General features: G+C 73.4%; 17 protein-coding genes and 1 pseudogene. 8 read left to right on the top strand and 10 right to left on the bottom strand.

The features are described from left to right. Positions 1-16: 16 nt before the first annotated feature. A complete protein-coding gene (locus DCW30_RS14075) occupies positions 17-496 on the bottom strand; it encodes an Lrp/AsnC family transcriptional regulator (RefSeq protein ID WP_076687239.1) in 480 nt (159 codons plus the stop codon). A gap of 143 nt (positions 497-639) precedes the next feature. Here DCW30_RS14075 and DCW30_RS14070 point away from each other — a divergent pair, with 143 nt between their 5' ends. Then, entirely contained in the window at positions 640-1,671 is a 1,032-nt protein-coding gene (locus DCW30_RS14070) for an asparaginase (protein WP_076687240.1), read from the top strand. Positions 1,672-1,738: 67 nt separating this feature from the next. Here DCW30_RS14070 and DCW30_RS14065 read toward each other — a convergent pair whose 3' ends face one another. The 3 genes from DCW30_RS14065 to DCW30_RS14055 all read right to left on the bottom strand — a co-directional run bounded on the left by DCW30_RS14065 (position 1,739) and on the right by DCW30_RS14055 (position 4,302). Next, positions 1,739-2,413 (bottom strand): HAD family hydrolase, encoded by a 675-nt coding sequence (locus DCW30_RS14065; protein WP_076689570.1) that lies wholly within the window; start codon positions 2,411-2,413, stop codon positions 1,739-1,741. A 45-nt stretch (positions 2,414-2,458) separates the two neighbouring features. Beyond that, complete coding sequence (locus DCW30_RS14060; protein WP_076687241.1) at positions 2,459-3,001, bottom strand: Lrp/AsnC family transcriptional regulator; 543 nt, start codon at positions 2,999-3,001, stop codon at positions 2,459-2,461. A gap of 125 nt (positions 3,002-3,126) precedes the next feature. Further along, on the bottom strand, positions 3,127-4,302 hold the full coding sequence (locus tag DCW30_RS14055; RefSeq protein ID WP_076687242.1) for an alpha-hydroxy-acid oxidizing protein: 1,176 nt from the start codon (positions 4,300-4,302) through the stop codon (positions 3,127-3,129). A 407-nt stretch (positions 4,303-4,709) separates the two neighbouring features. Between DCW30_RS14055 and DCW30_RS14050 the strand changes: the two genes are divergently transcribed. The 3 genes from DCW30_RS14050 (at position 4,710) to DCW30_RS14040 (ending at position 6,523) form a co-directional block, all read left to right on the top strand. Beyond that, positions 4,710-5,126 carry an ATP-binding protein gene (locus DCW30_RS14050; protein ID WP_232626626.1) on the top strand — a complete coding sequence of 139 codons (417 nt, stop codon included), beginning with the start codon at positions 4,710-4,712 and terminating at the stop codon, positions 5,124-5,126. 154 nt (positions 5,127-5,280) lie between these two features. Next, positions 5,281-5,463: a hypothetical protein gene (locus DCW30_RS36680; protein ID WP_076687243.1), complete on the top strand. Its 183-nt coding sequence runs from the start codon at positions 5,281-5,283 to the stop codon at positions 5,461-5,463. Positions 5,464-5,569: 106 nt separating this feature from the next. Then, positions 5,570-6,523, top strand: a complete 954-nt coding sequence (locus tag DCW30_RS14040; protein ID WP_076687244.1) for a GNAT family N-acetyltransferase — start codon at positions 5,570-5,572, stop codon at positions 6,521-6,523. 65 nt (positions 6,524-6,588) lie between these two features. Here the strand turns inward: DCW30_RS14040 and DCW30_RS14035 are convergent, their stop codons facing one another. The 3 genes and pseudogenes from DCW30_RS14035 to DCW30_RS14025 all read right to left on the bottom strand — a co-directional run bounded on the left by DCW30_RS14035 (position 6,589) and on the right by DCW30_RS14025 (position 9,980). Beyond that, positions 6,589-8,070, bottom strand: a complete 1,482-nt coding sequence (locus tag DCW30_RS14035; protein WP_444875877.1) for an FG-GAP-like repeat-containing protein — start codon at positions 8,068-8,070, stop codon at positions 6,589-6,591. Between the two features lie 214 nt (positions 8,071-8,284). Continuing rightward, positions 8,285-8,974 (bottom strand): annotated as a pseudogene (locus DCW30_RS14030) (dioxygenase family protein); the annotation flags it as partial. Between the two features lie 46 nt (positions 8,975-9,020). After that, on the bottom strand, positions 9,021-9,980 hold the full coding sequence (locus tag DCW30_RS14025; protein ID WP_076687246.1) for a helix-turn-helix transcriptional regulator: 960 nt from the start codon (positions 9,978-9,980) through the stop codon (positions 9,021-9,023). 344 nt (positions 9,981-10,324) lie between these two features. Here DCW30_RS14025 and DCW30_RS14020 point away from each other — a divergent pair, with 344 nt between their 5' ends. The 3 genes from DCW30_RS14020 to DCW30_RS14010 all read left to right on the top strand — a co-directional run bounded on the left by DCW30_RS14020 (position 10,325) and on the right by DCW30_RS14010 (position 11,836). After that, positions 10,325-10,840 (top strand): hypothetical protein, encoded by a 516-nt coding sequence (locus DCW30_RS14020; protein WP_076687247.1) that lies wholly within the window; start codon positions 10,325-10,327, stop codon positions 10,838-10,840. Between the two features lie 100 nt (positions 10,841-10,940). After that, on the top strand, positions 10,941-11,408 hold the full coding sequence (locus tag DCW30_RS14015) for a hypothetical protein (RefSeq protein ID WP_076687248.1): 468 nt from the start codon (positions 10,941-10,943) through the stop codon (positions 11,406-11,408). Between the two features lie 50 nt (positions 11,409-11,458). Next, the gene (locus DCW30_RS14010; protein ID WP_062771111.1) at positions 11,459-11,836 is read left to right on the top strand and encodes a peptidoglycan-binding domain-containing protein; all 378 of its coding nucleotides are present in this window, start codon (positions 11,459-11,461) and stop codon (positions 11,834-11,836) included. 44 nt (positions 11,837-11,880) lie between these two features. Here the strand turns inward: DCW30_RS14010 and DCW30_RS14005 are convergent, their stop codons facing one another. From DCW30_RS14005 to DCW30_RS13995, 3 genes are all read right to left on the bottom strand, one after another. After that, a complete protein-coding gene (locus tag DCW30_RS14005) occupies positions 11,881-13,218 on the bottom strand; it encodes an APC family permease (RefSeq protein ID WP_076687249.1) in 1,338 nt (445 codons plus the stop codon). Between the two features lie 572 nt (positions 13,219-13,790). Beyond that, positions 13,791-14,660, bottom strand: coding sequence for an SDR family oxidoreductase (locus tag DCW30_RS14000; RefSeq protein WP_076687250.1), 870 nt, complete (start codon positions 14,658-14,660; stop codon positions 13,791-13,793). Between the two features lie 80 nt (positions 14,661-14,740). Further along, positions 14,741-15,277, bottom strand: a complete 537-nt coding sequence (locus DCW30_RS13995) for a cysteine hydrolase family protein (RefSeq protein ID WP_076687251.1) — start codon at positions 15,275-15,277, stop codon at positions 14,741-14,743. 226 nt (positions 15,278-15,503) lie between these two features. Here DCW30_RS13995 and DCW30_RS13990 point away from each other — a divergent pair, with 226 nt between their 5' ends. Then, positions 15,504-17,777 carry a catalase gene (locus DCW30_RS13990; protein ID WP_076687252.1) on the top strand — a complete coding sequence of 758 codons (2,274 nt, stop codon included), beginning with the start codon at positions 15,504-15,506 and terminating at the stop codon, positions 17,775-17,777. Positions 17,778-17,809 lie beyond the last annotated feature (32 nt).

The raw sequence follows: 17,809 nt of genomic DNA, 5'->3' as shown, positions 1-17,809 counted from the left end.
GGTTCGCGGTTGGGGGTCAGCGGTTCCTGTCGCTCGGGGGTCCGGCGTCCACCGGCAGGCCCTCCGGCTCCTTGATCCGCTTCATGATGATCTGCGAGTTGACCTCCGTGACGCCCGCGAGCGCCGTGAGCCGTTCGATCCAGAGCCGTTCGTACGCCGCCAGGTCCGCGACCGCGATGCGCAGCAGGCAGCCGGGGCTGCCGAACAGGCGGTACGCCTCGATGACGTCGGGGATGTCCTGGAGGGCCGCCTCGAACGCCTCGACCGTCTCGCGGTCGCGCCGCACCTCGATGGAGACCAGCACCTCGAAGCCGCGGCCGACCGCCTCCGGGTCGACGACGGCGCGATACCCCTGGATCACACCGTCCAGCTCCAGCTGGCGCACCCGCCGCATGCACGGGGACGCGCTGAGGCCGACGCGCTGGGCCAGCTCCTGGTTGGTCAGGCGGCCGTCGTTCTGCAGCTCACGCAAGATATTGCGGTCGATCTCGTCCATGGCGCGATTATCCACCCCGAATATTGCGTACGCGGCAGAACTCGGCAAGCACATTGCGCGGTGTTCGACCTATTGTTGCGCCGAGGAGAATGGCCACCACTGTGAGGGCTGACGGTCCTCGTGACCCAGGGAGGTACGCAGACGTGGACGCGCAGGCGCGACGGATCGTCGTTATCAGCACCGGCGGCACCATAGCCAGCCGCTGGCAGGGCGCCGGCTTCGCCGCCGACGCCCCCGGCCGCGAGGTGCTCGCCTCGGCCGCGATACCCCAGGGCATCACCTCCGAGGTCATCGACCTGTTCAACGTGAACAGCCCGCGTCTGACCTCCGCCCAGCAGCTCACCCTGCTGCGCACCGTGCACGAGGTCCTCGCCGACCCGGACGTCGACGGCATCGTCGTCACGCACGGCACGGACACCCTGGAGGAGTCCGCCTTTCTCCTCGACCTGTACCACCACGACCCCCGGCCGGTCGTCCTCACCGGCGCGCAGAAGCCGCTCGGCGCCACCGACGGCGACGGCCCCGGCAATCTGTACGACGCGCTGCTCACCGCTGCGAGCGTCCGCGACCTGGGCGTCCTCGTGGTCTTCGACGGCAAGGTGCACGCCGCGCGCGGCACCGTCAAGACGCAGACCCTCGCCGCCGACGCCTTCGCCGACCCCTCGGGGCCCCGCGTGGGCAAGGTCGGCTTCGGCAAGGTGTCCGTCCTGCACCGCCCCGAGCGCCCCGCGGCCCTGCCGCTGCCCGCCGCCGCGGTGTCGCTGCCCCGCATCGACATGGTGATGCACCACGTCGACGCGGACCCGCTGCTCCTGGAGACCGCGGTGCACGCGGGCGCCCAGGGCGTCGTCCTCGTCGCCACCGGCGCGGGCAACGCGACCCCGGAGTTCGTGGCCGCCGTCGCCGACGCCGTCGACCGGGGCGTCCTCGTGGCCCTCACCACCCGCGTCCAGGCGGGCCCCGTCACCGAGATCTACACCCACGGCGGCGCCGTCGACCTCGCCGCCGCCGGGGCCGTCCTCACCGGCACCCTCCGCGCGGGCCAGGCGCGCACCGCGCTCCTCGCGGCGCTGCTCGCCGGGGGTGACGCGGCGGCGCGCACGGCCGAGCTGCGGCGGATTCTCGCCGGGGGCGAGGAGCCCGCCGCCGTCGCCGGCCGGGCTGCTGCCGCCTGAGCCCTGGCGCACGGTTCGGCTGCGGGAGCGCCGGCCCAGCGTCGGCTGGGCGTGAGCGCCGCCTCGGCTAGAGCAGCGCCAGCGCCGCCTCCGCCGTGAACTCGTCGTGGCCGCGGGGGAACAGCAGGTCCGCCTCCGCGAAGGAGGGGTCCGTCGCGTGTGCCGCCACGTACGGGACCGCGACGCAGCGCATGCCCGCCGCGTGGGCGGCCGCCGCGCCGGGAGCCGCGTCCTCGAAGACCACGCAGTCGGCCGGGGCCGCACCGAGCAGCTCCGCCGCGGCGAGGAAGACGTCGGGCGCCGGTTTGCCGCGCTCCACCTCCTCGGCGGAGACGAACGCGGTCAGCCAGGCGTCGAGCCCCGTGCCCGTGAGGATCGCCGCGATGGCCGCGCGCGAGGAACCGGACGCCACGGCCATCGGCACCCCCGCGTCGTGCAGGCGCTCCACCAGCTTCCGCATCTCCGGATAGACGGGGGTCCCGGCGCGGGCCAGCGTCAGATAGCGGCGGTCGAGCTCGGCGATGAGCTCGGCCACCGGGGCGGCTATCCCGTACTCCGTCCGCCAGACCGCGAGCGTCTCGTGGGAGCTGATCCCGACGTAGCGCTCGTTGTCGGCCCAGGTGTACGGGCGGCCGGTGTGCTCGGCGAGCAGGGCCCGTGACGCCTCGAAGTAGTTGGGCTCGCTGTCGACGAGGGTGCCGTCGAGATCGAAGATGACCGCGGTGGTGCCGAAGGTGCTCATGGCCACCAGGATGCCAAAGGCGCAGGTCGGCACCGGGGCCGAGGCTCAGCGTCCGCCGGCCGCCGGGCCGCCGGGCGTCGGAGTGGGGGACGCCGTGCTTCCGGACGCCGTGCTTCCGGGCGCCGCGCCGCCGACCGATTCGACCAGCGGGAGCAGCCGGTGCGGCACCCGCTCGCGCAGTGCCATCTCCGTCCGCGTGCGGACCACGCCCGGCAGCTGGATCAGCCGCTGGACGACGTCCTCCAGATGGCCGTTGTCCCGCGCCACGACGCGGGTCAGGAGGTCGCCGCCGCCGGTGATCGAGTGCGCCTCGATGATCTCGGGCACGGCGGCCAGCGCGTCGCCGACCTCGTCCAAGTGCCCCTGGGTGACCTCGATGTGGACGAAGGCCAGCACCGGGTGGCCCAGCGCGGCGGGGGAGAGGAACGGGCCGGTGCCGGTGATCACACCGTCCCGCTCCAGGCGGTCGATCCTGGCCTGCAGCGTGCCGCGGGCGATGCCGAGCAGGCGCGCGTACTCGCGCAGGCTGGTGCGCGGCTGTTCGAGGAGCAGCCGCAGGATGCGGGTGTCGAGTTCGTCGACGGCCATGGTGCTCGGTTCTCCCAGGTGGGCGGGGGCGTTCGCTGGTGACTCTAGCCGCCGGCGCGGACCCGGCACCGACCGCGGCGACCCCGCCGCCCCCGTCGCGGGCCCACGGCTGCGCCCGGCCCGCCTCAGAGGACCCGTCGCAGTGCCTCCGGGGTGAGGTCGGCGAGCGTCGGGTAGCCGTCGACGGCCATCAGCAGGTCCGCCTCGGCGAGGAGCGAGCGCAACACGTGCGTGACGCCGTCCGCCCCGCCGATGCCGAGGCCGTACGCGTACGGGCGGCCCACCCCGACGGCGCTCGCCCCGAGCGCGATCGCCTTGACGATGTCCGCGCCGCTGCGGACCCCGGAGTCGAAGAGGACCGGCAGCCCATCGGCGGCCTCGACGACCTCGGGGAGCATGTCGAGCGCGGGCAGCCCGCCGTTGGCCTGGCGGCCGCCGTGGTTGGAGCAGTAGACGCCGTCGACGCCGCCGTCCCTGGCGCGCCGGACGTCCTCGGGGTGGCACAGGCCCTTCACGATCAGCGGCAGCGTGGTCAAGGAGCGGAGCCACGGCAGGTCGTCCCAGGTCAGCGGGTTGCCGAAGAGCCGCACCCACGTCAGGACGGCGGACCGCATGTCCTGCTCCGGGTCGGCGGGGAGGTGGGCGCGGAAGACCGGGTCGGAGATGTAGTTGGCGAGGCAGTGACCGCGCAGCTGCGGGAAGTTGGAGGTGCTCAGGTCGCGCGGGCGCCAACCGGTGATCCAGGTGTCCATCGTGACGACGATCGCCTTGAACCCGGACTTCTCGGCCCGGCGCACCAGGCTCTCGGCGAGCGCGCGGTCGGTGGGCGTGTAGAGCTGGAAGAAGCCGGGGGTGTCCCCGAACTCGGCGGCCACCGACTCCATCGGGTCGGCGGAGAGCGTCGAGGCGATCATCGGCACCCCGGTGCGCGCCGCCGCCCGCGCGGTCGCCAGATCGCCGTGTCCGTCCTGCCCGCAGAGGCCGAGGACACCGATGGGGGCCATGAACAGGGGTGAGGGCAGCGTCATCCCGAACAGTTCGACGGACAGGTCGCGCTCGGCGGCGCCGACGAACATCCGCGGGATGAGCCCCCACCGCTCGAACGCGGTGACGTTGGCGTTCTGCGTACGCTCGTCACCCGCGCCGCCCGCGACGTAGGAGAGGACCGAGGGCGGCAGCGCGGCCTGGGCGCGGGCCTCCAGTTCGGCGTAGGTCATGGGGAGGGCGGGGACCACGCCGCCCAGGCCGTTGAGGTAGATCTCGTCCTGGTAGTCCTTGAACGGACGGGGTGACGCATTCATGGGACGGCCTCTCCTGGCTGTAAGGACTTCGAGCTCTCGGACTCGCGGGCCCCCGGGCTCTCGGCCTCCCGAATCCCGGACTCTCAAAATCCCCGCCTCCCGGGATCGCGGGGAGCCGGGCGGCACCTGGACGCATGGCACCGGCACGCATGGCACCCGCACGGACACCCGCGCAGTCTCGTGTGAACTTGATGTCAGGGTCAATGTCGGCGCCCTCCCGGCGAACGGCGTCGTGAGCATCGGATGAGGCGTGCCGCACAGCCGGATTGGCGATCAGCGGACGGGGGCATCACCGAGAGGCAGGACCGGCGCCGCCCAGGACGACTCGCCGGTCGCACGGGAGGAGCCGCGGTCCCGGACTTCGACCGCGACGAGCGTCAATGGACCCAGGGAGGGGATGATCCGTCATGCGTGCGCACCAGCGCGCCCGTAGGGCCACCGCAGGGGTGGAATACGCACTGCCGCAGGAGGCCGCTTCGGCGGGCCGGGCACGGAAGCTGACCTCCGCGTTCCTCGTCAGGCCGCACCGTCGCAAGACGGAGGTGTCCGCCGAGCGCGTGGACGACGCCACCCTCGTCGTATCCGAACTCGTCTCGAACGCCGTCCAGCACGCCCGCGGCGGCTGCCGCCTGCGCGTCGAGGTCTCGGGCGGCCGGGTGACCGTGGAAGTCCACGACGCGAGCCCCGTCCGCCCCCGCGCCCGCAGGGCGAGCACGGAGCGCGAGCACGGCCGCGGCCTGGCCATGGTCCGCCAACTGGCCCACCGGGTCGAGGTCATACGGATGGAACGCGGCGGGAAGAAGGTCAGGGCGGTCCTGGCTTAGGTGTAGTGACCCGCAGCGGAACCGGGCACGGCCCGCGGCGCCCGCACCGTGATGCCGACCCGCAGCAGCGCGAGCTCCGCAGAGAACGGCGAAGACGACCAGCAGCAGCCCCACGTCCGGGACGAACAGCAGGACCTGCGCCAGGTCCACGCCCGTGACCCGGCGGGGCAGCACGCGGACGGCGTACGCGGAGGGGCCGGCGGCCCATCTCTTCGCCGACCCGGACGGCCTGCCGCCCGCGGCGGCGCTCGCCGCGCTCGGCGAGCACCTGGCCGGCGTCTTCACCGGTGCCTGCGCGCTGCGGCACCGCGAGCCGGGGGAGCGGCCCGTGCCGTGACGGGGCAGCGGCCCGTGTCGTGACGCGGGGGAGTCGCCCGCGGTGACGGGCGGCTCCGCCGGAAACTCCGTTGCGGGGCCGCGGCCCCGGCCACGAGAGTGGGCGCATGACCACGTCCTCCATACCGCCGTCCGGACTGACCGTGCGGGCGGCGACGCTCGACGACGCGGACGCGGTGTGCGCGCTGCTCAACGAGATCGACCTGCTGGAGATCGGCCGCGCCGACACCGAGCCCGCCGAGGTGCTCGCCGACCTCAAGCACCCCGAAGTGGACCTGGAGCGCGACTCCTGGCTGCTCTTCGAGGGCGAGCGGCTGATCGGGTACGCCCGGCTGTGGGACGAGTCGCACGGCGAGCGCATCGACGTCGACCACTATGTCCTGCCCGGTCGGCTCGACGGGGCCCTGCACCTCTTCGATGTGGTGGAAGCGCGCGCCGCCGAGCGCGCGGCGGGCAACGGCGTCGCGCGCGCCGTGCTGCACATGTACCTCAACACCGCGCCCACCATGGACCTGCCCGCGCTGCGCACCCGCGGCTGGATGCCCGTACGGCGTTACCACGTGCTGGCCCGTCCGCTCGACGCCGCGGCCGACCGGGCGCCCGAGGCCCCGGCCGGGGTCACGTTGCGCGACTGCCGGGACGAGGGCGACAGGCGGCGCGCCCACGCCCTGCTCCAGGAGAGCTTCGCCGAGCACTTCGACTTCCGGCCCCGCACCTACCGGCAGTGGCTGGACGACATCGACGGTGAGCGCGCCGACTGGTCACTGGTGTGGATCGCCCACGTCGAGGGAGTGGGTGACGCCGCCGTGCTGCGCACCCACGACGACCGTCCCTCCATGGGCTGGATAGGCAACATCGGCGTCCTGGACAAGGCCCGCGGCCAGGGCCTCGGCAGCCACCTCCTGCGCCACGCCTTCGGGCACTACGCGGCGCTCGGCCGCGACCGCATCGGCCTCGGCGTGGACACCGACAACAGCAGCGGGGCGCTCGCCCTGTACGAGCGGCACGGGATGGCGCTCGACCACGCCGTCGACACCTGGGAGCTGATCCGCCCCGTGTGACGACCGCACGGTCCGCGTCCTCACGGGGGTGGGACGCGGGCCGTGCGGTGCGGGGTGATGTGCGGTCAGCGCAGGGCGCCGCCGAAGAGCGCCGCCGTGTTCGGGGCCGCGACGTCCTTGGGCCCGAAGGCGACGGAGCCGGTGGCCGTCAGGCCCGAGGCGGTGCCGCGCAGCGACCACAGGGCGCCCGCCCTGGCGTTCTCCTCCACGGAGGACGCGCCGAGATCGGCGCGGCCGTCGCCGGTGACGTCGAGCAGCGCCACGGCCGCGCCGAACTGGTCGCCCGCCTCCGCGACCCCGGGGACGCCCGCCGTGTCCTGGTGGAAGGCCTGCGCGCCGGTCCCGGTGACGCCGTCCTTCCCACCGCGTACGAGGACGACGGCGCCCGCGTCGGTGACCGCCTTGACGTCCTCGCCGCTCACGCCGAGCGCGATGTCCGCGTAACCGTCGCCCGTCACGTCCCCGACGGCGACGGCGCCGCCGAAGCGGTCGCCGTCCTCCTCGGCGCCGGGCACGCCGGGCAGGTCCTGGTCGAACTTCTGCGTCTCGGCCGTGAGGCCGTCGGCCGAACCGAAGGCCACCACGGTCCTGCTCTCGTACCGGCTGTCGCCGACGACCAGGTCGTCGTAGTCGTCGCCGTTGACGTCGCCCACGCCGAGCGCGCCGCGCGACCCCGGCGCCGCGCCGCGCACGAAGCCGGTGGGGCTGCCGTGGAGGATGCTGTTGCCCCACTCGCCGTCGCCCTCGTAGTCGTTCACGGCGATGTCGGCGCGGCCGTCGCCGTCGATGTCTCCGACGGCCTGCGGGACCACCGGGCCCTTGACGGAGAGCGGGCCGTCCACGCACGTCTCGGGCTTCTCCGCACAGGCCGGGTCGGGGCGCTCGTCGCTGTCGTAGCTCCACCACTGCGACTTGTCCATGAAGTCGAGGGTCTTGGCGGGGGTGCCGCTCCGCGCGATCGGGCCCTTCCAGAGACGGGCCTTCTGGACGACGGGGTCGTCGCCGTGCGAGCCCACCCCGGAGAAGAGCGCCAGGTCCGTCCGGCCGTCCCCGTCGAAGTCGCCGGCCTGCGGTGCGAAGCCGTGTTCGGCGATCCGGGCGCCTCCGGTCAGGCCCGCCGCCGAGCCCCACAGGATCACCGCGCCCGCGCTCGCGCCCTTGCCGTCGGCGCCGACGACCAGGTCGGCGTAGCCGTCGCCGTCGAGGTCGCCCTTGGCGAACGAGGTGCCGAAGGCCTGCTTGGCGGTGGCCGCGCCGGGCACACCGCTGGTGGAGCGGCTGATCACCTTCTTGGCGGCGGGGTCGAGACCGCTCTTCGAGCCGTACGTCACCACCACGTACCCGGCCTTGGCCTGACCGGAGACGGCGCCGCCGGGCGCGCCGACGACGAGGTCGGCGTAGCCGTCGCCGTTGAAGTCGTCCGCCGCGCCGACGCCCGCGCGGGGGCCGGCGTCGGCGGCCGGAGCGGCGGCGCGGGCGGTGCCCTGCCCGAGGGCGAGGGCCGAGAGGCCCCCGCCCACCAGCAGGGACGCGGCGATCAAAGGCATGGCGAGACGTGCGGTGCGGCTGGTGCGCGGCATACGGCGTACTTCCCTCGGTCACGGTTTCCGTTGAGCGGCCCACCGGCGCGAACCCACCGCGAGTTCCCCGCTGTTCATCGGGGGTCTTCCGGTGGTTCACGCCGGTCGATCAGGTGACCTGTGACCGCCGCCGATGGTTGTACGCCGTTCCGGACGCGCGCGCCGACCGTGGCTCGGGTTACTGCGGCACGTTCAGGACGAAGTCGAAGTCCGCCTCCTTCGCGCCGCCGAGGTTGCGGACGTTCATCAGCAGCCGGGGGTCGAAGAGCGCGTCGGTGTTGTTGCGCGGCTCGCCGGGGAAGTACAGCTGCGTCGTGAGGATCGGGCGGCCGGGGGCCTGCACCTTGACGTGCAGGTGCCGGGTCCGTCCGGGGTACAGGCCGGGCACGATCGTGGTGAGCGTGAACGCGCCGTTGGCGTCGGTGAACTGGTGGCCGCGGAAGCGGAACCCGACGTTGTCGTACGTCCCGTAGGTGTCGGCCTGCCAGAAGTCGAGCAGGGCCTGGCGTATGGGGCGGCAGGCCCGCCCGAAGACGTAGCCGGTGACGGTGAGCCGCACGCCCGGTGTGCCCTGCTGGAGGAGTGAGGTGCGCCGCGGGGAGTTGGGCTTGAAGTACGGGCCCTCCATCTGCGGGGGTGTCGGGTCGTCACCGTCGTCGCAGGTCGGGGTCAGCGCCGGGGCCTCACCGCGCTCACCCGCCGTCCGCGCGAGGGCGGGGACGCCCATGAGGCCCGCCATGGGCAGGGCCATGCCCGCCGCCGCGGCGGCTCTGAGCACCGTCTTGCGGCTAGGCCCCCGGCCGTGCGGCCGTGCCTCGCCGTCCTCGCCGCGCGCCTCGTCCCCGGCACCGCTGCCGATCGCGTCGTCCATCGCTCCTCCTGAAGGGGGTGGGGGTGGTTCCGGATCGGCTAAGAAGCTATGCGGAGGCGGGGGGCCGGGCGATGGACTGGAGCCGGTGGTCGTGGTGAATATCGCCGGTGCCGCGCCGGAAGTCCCCGGGGCTCGTCCCGGTCTCGCGGCGGAAGAAGCGGCAGAAGTAGGCGGGATCACCGAAACCGGTCCTGGCCGCCACCTGGCGCACCGTCAACTCCGTGTGCAGCAGGAGGCGTTTGGCCTCGTGCACCCGGGCCTGCCGGATCAGCTCCCCCGGGGTGCGGCCGGTGGACGCCTTCACCGCCTCGCTCAGATAGCCGACCGAGACGCCGAGCCGTTCCGCGCACGTCCGCACCGAGTGCGAGGCGCCCGCGGGACCGTTGACGAGCGCCATGAACTCCGCGGCCACCGAATCCGGCCGCGAGCGCGGCTGCGCGGGCTGCGCGGCGGCGGTCCTGGCCGAGGGCAGTCGCGCGGCCCGTACCACCAGGACGTGCAGCAGCGACCGCAGCACGCTGTGGAAACCGGCGGCGCCCGAGCGGTACTCGCCCTCCAGGTCGGCGACGAGCCGCGCGGTCCACTCCGCGGCCTCGTCGGGCAGCGCGAGCGTGGCACGCCGGCCGAGCCCGCGCAGGACGTCGCGGTCGGCGGGGTGGTCGAGGAGGAAGTCGTCGGTGAAGAGGATGACCCGGCCTTCGAGCCCGGTGGCGTCCTCCCAGTGGTGGACCTGGCCGGGAGCGATGAAACACAGGTGGGGCGGGCGCAGCGCGCAGCCGTTCAGGTCCACCACGTGCCTGCCGGTGCCGCCGGTGACGTGCACGATCTCGTGGAACGTGTGCCGGTGGGGGAAGGCGGCCCGCGACATCGGCCCGATGGTGTCGAAGGTGCCGATGGCGAAGGGCAGCGCGTTGGGCATCGGCACTTCGAGGCGGTGCGTCGGCATGCCGTCGCCGGACGGTTCCCCGCTGTCGCCCTCGCCGGGCAGAACCGTTGTGCCGCGCATGCGTACGCTCCTTGTCCCGAGGTCCCGAGGTCCCGAGGTCCCGAGGTCCCGAGGTCCCGAGGTCCCGAGGTCCCGAGGCCCCGACGCTCCGGGCTTTCGAGGTTTCGGGTCTTCGAGGTTTCGAAGTCCCGTTCCTTGCATGGTCGTTGTCGGCACGGCCCGCGGGTGATTGGTCCGGACCGGCCGACCGAACACCATGGCACGCGTGGTGCGTCGCGGGGGAGAGGGCGTGTCAGAGACGCGTCAGGGCTCGGCGACACGATCGGAAGACCAGCGGGCCGGACGGCTGCCGAGAGAGCGCCCCGGCCCACCCACGCGGAGTGAACTGCCGGGAGACAGCCGACATGGCCGTGAGACAGCTCGCACCACAGCCCGAAGGGAACGAACCGGACGCCGGGCGCCCACGCCCCGGCCGCGGCGGGAGCGGACGGCGGGGATGGCGGACCGCCCTCGCGTTCGCCGCCGTCAGCGCCGCCGTCCTCGCCGTATCGTCCACCTCGCAGAGCACCGCCTCGGCCTCGGCCGGCGCGGCGGCCTGCCAGACGCGGGCCGACGCCAAGCACACCGACTGGACCGGCATGCACTTCCTCGGCGACGTGGTGTGCGGGCACAACACCGGCTCGGTCCGGGTGCAGTCCACCACCGACTCCCTGGTCAACGGCCAGATCGCCTTCTCGCCGAGCTGGTTCGTCTGCTGGAAGCACGGCAGCGACTACCAGGGCCAAGACATCTGGTACTACACCCAGGGCGACACGGTCTCCGGCGCGAGGACGGCGAAAGGCTGGGGCTACCTCCCCGCCGCCGAACTCTCCTCCGCGACGCACCCCGTGCCGGGCCTGAAGCAGTGCACCTGGTCATGACCCCGGCAGCCCACGCGACCGTGACACCGGCAGCGCACCTGGTCGTGACACCGACACCGACACCGCCCCCCACCCCGCACGAGCCGACAGGAGTACGCGCATGAGTCGATCCTCCGCGCCCGGCAAGCGCCGCACGGCCCTCGCGGGCGCCGCGCTCTGCCTGGCCCTGTCCGCGGCGGCGGCCCCCGCCGCCCAGGCGACCCCGGCCCCCGCGGCCGGTCCCGCCGACACGTCGCCCACCTGTTCACTGCGGCAGAACCAGCCGCACAGGGACACCCTCGGCAACGCCTTCAGCCTCGACCTGTACTGCGACAACCTGGCGTCGGACGCGTTCGGCCGCCCCGCGTTCAACGCGCCGGTCACCGGACGCCTGAAGCTCTCCCCGAGCTGGTTCGTGTGCTGGACGCTGGGCGACGCCGCGGCCGACGGCAACGAGGTCTGGTACTACACCCAGGGCGACGAGGTCGTGAGCCTGCCCGGGATCAAGGGCTGGGGCATGGTGCCCGCCAAGGTCGTGCAGACCCAGAAGCACCCCTACCCCGGGCTGCCCCGCTGCCCCTGGGTCTGAGCCGGTCGCCGCCCACCCATCCGTACGCATCCTCAGATCGGGAGACCACCGTGACTTCGCGAACCAGCAGAGCCCTCCGCACCCGTACGCTCGCCGCCGTGCTGCTCGGCTGTGCGCTGGTGGCCGGACCGGCCGTCGCCCAGGCCGCCGGGGCGGGCGCCGAGGTCGGGACCAGGCAGGCCACCAACGGCGAATGGCGCTACTGTCCCTACACCGGCGACCACCCGGAACTCGGCAAGGGCCACGCGAACGACGCCGTCGGCCATCTCCAGTGCATCCTGAACAGGGTCTACGGCTACAAGAGCGTCGCCCAGGACAAGATCTTCGGCGACGCCACGCTGGCCGCCGTGAAGAACTTCCAGCAGAGCGTCGGCCTGAGCGCGGACGGCTTCGTGGGACCCAACACCTGGGCGGCCCTGCACCCGTAGGGCACGAGGTCCGTACGGGTGCCGTGCTGCCGTCCGCCGTGCGGTCAGCGCGCGCGCCGCAGCCGCACCGTGGCGATGGCACCGCACACCGCGCCCACCGCGAGCACCACCAGGCCCCGCGTCCACACCTCACGTTCGACCTGCGTCGCGAGCACGACGCAGGAGACCGCGCCGAGGAAGGGCACTGCGAGCGGCGCCCTGAAGTGGTCGCGGGCCGCGGTGTCGCGGCGGCGCAGCACCAGCACCGACGTGTTGACCAGGAAGAAGACCACCAGGAGCAGCAGGACCAGGGTCGAGGCGAGCGTGGCCACGTCACCGGTCAGTGCGAGCAGCAGGGACAGCGCCGTGGTCGCGGCGATCGAGGCCCAGGGGGTGCGCCTGCCGGGCAGCACCCTGGTCAGGAAGGACGGCAGCAGTCCGTCGCGCGCCATGCCGTAGGCGAGGCGGGACGACATGATGCCGGTGAGCAGCGCCCCGTTGGCCACCGCCACCAGCGCGATGGCGCTGAACAGCTCCGTGGGGACGCCGCCCGCCTCCTTGACGACTTCGAGGAGCGGGCCGCTGGACCCGGCCAGCCGCCCGGTCGGCACGGACGCCGCGGCGGCGGCTCCGACCAGGGCGTACACCGCGCCCGCGGTGACCAGCGCGCCGAACAGGGCCCGCGGGTACGAGCGGCGCGGATCACGGGTCTCCTCCGCCACGTTGACGGACGTCTCGAATCCGACGAAGGAGTAGTAGGCGAGCACCGCGCCGCTCAGGACGGCCGCCGCGGGGCCGTGGTCCGCCGTGCCGAGCTGCGTCAGCCTGCCGACGTCGCCGTCGCCGCGCAGCACGATCCACAGGCCGAGCCCGATCACGATCACGAGGCCGCTCACCTCGATGACCGTGGCCACCACGTTGGCCCGCGTCGACTCCCGGATGCCGCGCGCGTTGAGCAGCGCGAGCGCGGCGAGGAAGACGACCGTGACGAGCACGACGGGGAGCGTCACGAACTCGGAGAGGTAGTCTCCGCCGAACCCGCGGGCCAGCGCGGCGACCGAGACGATGCCCGCCGCGAGCATGCAGAACCCCGCGAGGAAGCCCGCGAAGGGGCCGTACGCCAGGGTGGCGTAGTGGGAGGCGCCGCCCGCGCGCGGGTACTTGGTGACCAGTTCGGCGTACGAGGTGGCCGTCAGGAGCGCCAGGCAGAGCGCCGCGACCAGCGGCACCCACACGGCGCCGCCGGAGTCGGCCGCCACCTGCCCGACGAGGACGTACACGCCCGCGCCGAGCACGTCTCCGAGGATGAAGAAGTACAGCAGGGGGGTGGTCAGGGCCTTCTTGAGCGCCGTCGGGGCGTCGGCCGTGGTGGACGTGGTGCCGGTGGTGCTGGGAGTTCTCACGCGGAGCCGTGTACCCGCCGATCCGCCCGCCAGGCAGTACGTCCCCCGAACGCCCGCTCGGACGGCCGCGCAGGCGCCTTCGCGGCCCCCCGCGCAGAGCTCACTGGGACGGGCGCGGGGGCACCCGTGCGGACGTCGGCTCGCTCGGGCGGTGGCGGGACGCCCGTGCAGACGCCGGCTCGGCCGGCCGCGCAGAACCCGCTCGGACGGCTGCGTACGCCGGCTCGGGCAGCCGTGCCGGAAGGCAGCAGACGCGCCGCCGGCGACGCCCGCGCTGACGACGGCCCGGTCACCCGCGCGGACCCGCAAGCGAGCCTCGCCCGCGCAGACGCGCGCGCCAACCACGCCCGCGCGGACCCGTAGCCGGTCACGCTCGCGCAGACGCGCAGGCCAGCCACGCCCGCGCGGACCCGCAGCCGGTCACGCTCGCGCAGACGCGCAAGCCAGCCACGCCCACGCGGACCCGGACGCGCCAGCCAGCCTCGCCCGCGCGGACGCCCAAGCGAGCCTCGCCCGCGAGGACGCAAGCCAGCCACGCCCGCGCAGACGGCCTCCGGCCAGGCCAGGCTCCGCTAGGCGCGGCCCTCCGTCTCCGCCGCCCGACCGCCCGCGCCGAGCAGGCCCGTAGCCGAGAACTCCGAGCGCGTCAGCTCCTGCCGCGCGAAGCGGGTCACGACCCCCGGCAGCATGGCCCGCACCGCCTGCACGCTCCGCAGCCACCCCGGCACGTACACACTGGGGGCCCGCCGTTCGACGGCGCGCACGATGCGGTGGGCCACCATCGGCGCGGGGTAGACCTTGCGGGCCGGCGGCGGCATGTGCGCCCGCAGCTCACGCAGGACGGGGTACCGGTCGGCGTCACGGATCATGTCCGTGTCGATCCAGTTCAGGTAGGCGATGCCCACGCCGACCCCGCGGGGGTCGAGCTCCGCGCGCAGGGAGTGGCAGAAGGCCTCCGCGCCCGCCTTCGAGGCGCAGTACGCGCTCATCAGCGGGGCGGCGCCGATCGACGCCAGCGAGGCGATCTGGAGGTAGTGCCCGCGGGTGTCGAGGAGCTGGGGCAGGAAGGTGCGGGCGGTGATCGCACTGCCCACGAGGTTGACCTCGACGACCCGCCGCCAGCTTTCCGGGTCGGAGTCGACGAACGGACCGCCCTCCGCCACCCCGGCGTTCGCGACGACGACCGAGGCGGGGCCGAACCGGCCGCGCACCTCCTCGGCCACGCGGGCCATCGCCGCGTCGTCGGTGACGTCCACGTGCCAGTGCCCCGACGCCGTGGGCAGCGCGTCGGCCACCCGGGCGAGTTCCCGCTCCTCCAGGCCGAGGAGCGCCACTCTCGCGCCGCGCGCCGCCAGTTCCCTGGCGACGGCCTCGCCGACACCGCGCGCGGCGCCGGTCACCACGGCCGTACGGCCGCGCAGGACGTGCTGTCGGTCGGTCACGGGGCACTCCTCGGTTCGGGGGGCCTCGGGTCGGGCCCCTCAGCGGTGACACCGCTGTCCGGCTTCCCTCCCGCGGACGCTCAGAACTCGACCCCCTCGGCGTCGGTGATGACCGCGTGCATGTTGCGCTCCATCATGAGCAGCGCCGCATGCGCCAGGTCGGAGTGGATATGGGCCACCGCGTCCTCTGGCACCGTCACGCGCAGATGGCGGATATGGGCGTCGAGCGCGGAATACAGCACGCATTGCTCGGTCACCTGGCCGGAAAGGACCACATGGTCGACGTCGAGCTGGGAGAGCAGATAAGTCAGCGGCGTCTCGAAAAAGATCGAATGCCGGGCTTTCACCACGAACAGTGACGCGTCGTCCGGCCGTACGGGACGGACCAGCTCGGAATGCGGTCCGGACAGGGCGGTGTCGACCATCTCCCCGTGGTGGGAGCGCCATTCGCCGAAATTGTCATTCACGTAGATGACCGGTACATCCTCCTGCCGCGCTCGCTCGATCAGCCGCACGATCGCAGGCAACGCCTTGCGTACCGAGGGGATGAGCTGCTCCGCATCGGGATGGTCATAGGTGTTGATCATGTCGATCACGATGAGCGCGCTTTTTCCCATGAGCCCATGATGGCACTGCGGATGGCGGACGCACGTTCTCGGTGAGACCGGTCGCCGTGTACCCCCGAAAGCACCGGTCTAACGGCATTCTCCGCCTCGCCTCGGACGGCGCAGCGCAGGTGTCTCCGCCCGGGGTGCGGGGTACCCGTCGTCACGCGACAGCGCCCCTGCACCGGTGCCACTCACTCCTGCCCGTGGCACCGTACCGTCGAAGGATCGGAACCCAGTGAGCGAGAAGAAGAACCCGGTGACGGCCGCCGCGGAGAAGGCCGTGGAAAAGGTCCAGAAGGCCATGCGTACGGGAAATGAGATTCCCGGCGCCCCGGGCCCGGAGGCCGTGCCGGTCGCCGAGCCCACGGAACCGCGCGAGCCCCTGCCGCCCAAGCCCGACCAGCGCGGCCCGGACACCTACAGCCCCACCGGGCAGGCGACCGGAGTGCCGCAGGACAGGGTCGCCCAGGACGGCGCCTACCTGACCACCGCTCAAGGGGCCCGCCTGCACGACACCGACCACTCGCTGAAGGCGGGACCGCGCGGCCCCGTGCTGCTGCAGGACCACCACCTGCGTGAGAAGATCACCCACTTCGACCACGAGCGCATCCCCGAGCGCGTCGTGCACGCCAGGGGCGCCGCCGCGCACGGCGTCTTCCGGGGCTACGGCTCCGCGGCCGGGATCACCAAGGCGGGCTTCCTCGCCGAGGGCGTCGAGACACCGGTCTACGTCCGCTTCTCCACGGTCCTCGGCTCGCGCGGCTCCGCGGACACCGTGCGGGACACCCGGGGCTTCGCCACGAAGTTCTACACCCAGGAGGGCGTCTTCGACCTCGTGGGCAACAACATCCCGGTGTTCTTCATCCAGGACGCGATCAAGTTCCCCGACATCATCCACGCGGGCAAGCCCCACCCCGACCGCGAGATCCCGCAGGCGCAGAGCGCCCACGACACCTTCTGGGACTTCGTCACCCTGCACACCGAGGCCACCCACCACACGCTGTGGAACATGTCGGACCGCGGCATCCCGCGCTCCTACCGCATGATGGAGGGCTTCGGCGTCCACACCTTCCGCCTCGTCAACGCCGAGGGCGCCACGACCCTGGTGAAGTTCCACTGGAAGCCGCGCCTCGGCGTCCACTCCCTGGTGTGGGAGGAGGCGCAGCTCACCGGCGGTGTGGACCCCGACTTCCACCGCCGCGACCTCGCCGACGCCATCGAGGCGGGCGCCTACCCGGAGTGGGAGCTGGGCGTCCAGACCTTCCCCGACACCGGGGACCACATGTTCGAGGGCATCGACCTGCTCGACCCCACGAAGATCGTGCCCGAGGAGCTGGCGCCGGTCCGCCCGATCGGCCTGATGACGCTCGACGCCAATCCGTCGAACTACTTCGCCGAGACCGAGCAGGTCGCCTTCCACCCCGGCCACCTCGTCCCCGGCATCGACGTCACCGACGACCCGCTGCTGCACGGCCGCCTCTTCTCCTACCTCGACACGCAGATCAGCAGGCTCGGCGGCCCCAACTTCGCGCAGCTCCCCATCAACCGCACCCACGCGCCCGTCAACGACATGCTGCGCGACGGCATGCACCAGACCGCCGTCCACCGGGGCGTGGCCCCCTACCGGCCCAACTCCGCCGACGGCGGCTGCCCCTTCCTCGCCGGAGCGGACACCGGGGCCTACATCGAGGTGCCCGCGGAGGTGCCTGCCTCCCGCAAGGTGCGCGAGGCCCCGGCCACCTTCGACGACCACTTCAGCCAGCCCCGGCTGTTCTGGCTCAGCATGACCCCCGTCGAGCGCGAGCACACCATCGCCGCCTACACCTTCGAGCTCGGCAAGTGCTGGGAGACCGGCATCAAGGAGCGGGCCCTGCGGGTGCTCGCGAACATCGACCCCGAGCTGTGCTCCCGGGTCGCCACGGGCCTCGGCCTGCCCGCGCCCGAGGCCACCGTGCCGCTCGCCGACGTCGCGCCGAGTCCCGCCCTCTCCCAGGTCGGCCAGGAGTGGCCGACCGACGGCCGCGTCATCGGCATCGTCACCGACGGCGCGGACCTGGACGCCGTCCGCACGGTGCGCGGGGAGATCCTGGACGCCGGCATGGTCCCGCTGGTCATCGCCCCGGCCGGCGGCAAGCTCGGCCTCGACGGCGACCCCGTCACCGTGCAGCGCACCTTCACCACGGCTCGGTCCGTCGAGTTCGACGCCGTCCTCGTCGCCGCCGCCCCCGCCCCGGCGCCCGACGCCTACGGGGCGCGCGACGCCAAGGTCGATGACGCGGCGGCCGTGGCCACGGCGATCGACCCCCGGGTGCTGCTCCTCGTCTCCGAGGCCTTCCGGCACGGCAAGGCCATCGGCGCCTGGGGCAACGGCCCGGCCGTCCTTGAAGCGGCGGGGCTGCCCGCCGGCGCCGCGGGCGTGGCCACGGGTGAACCCGCCGCCGTGCTCCGTACGGTCTCCCAGGCGCTCGGCGCCCACCGCGCCTGGGAGCGCTTCGGCCCGGCCGTCTGAGCAGCGGGGCGAGTATCCGGGGGTGTGGCGGG

It is taken from the genome of Streptomyces alfalfae, assembly GCF_004127445.1.
Classification (GTDB): Bacteria; Actinomycetota; Actinomycetes; order Streptomycetales; family Streptomycetaceae; genus Streptomyces; species Streptomyces alfalfae.
Note: the sequence above shows the minus strand (reverse complement) of the source record. Positions and strands in the feature narration are given on the sequence as shown.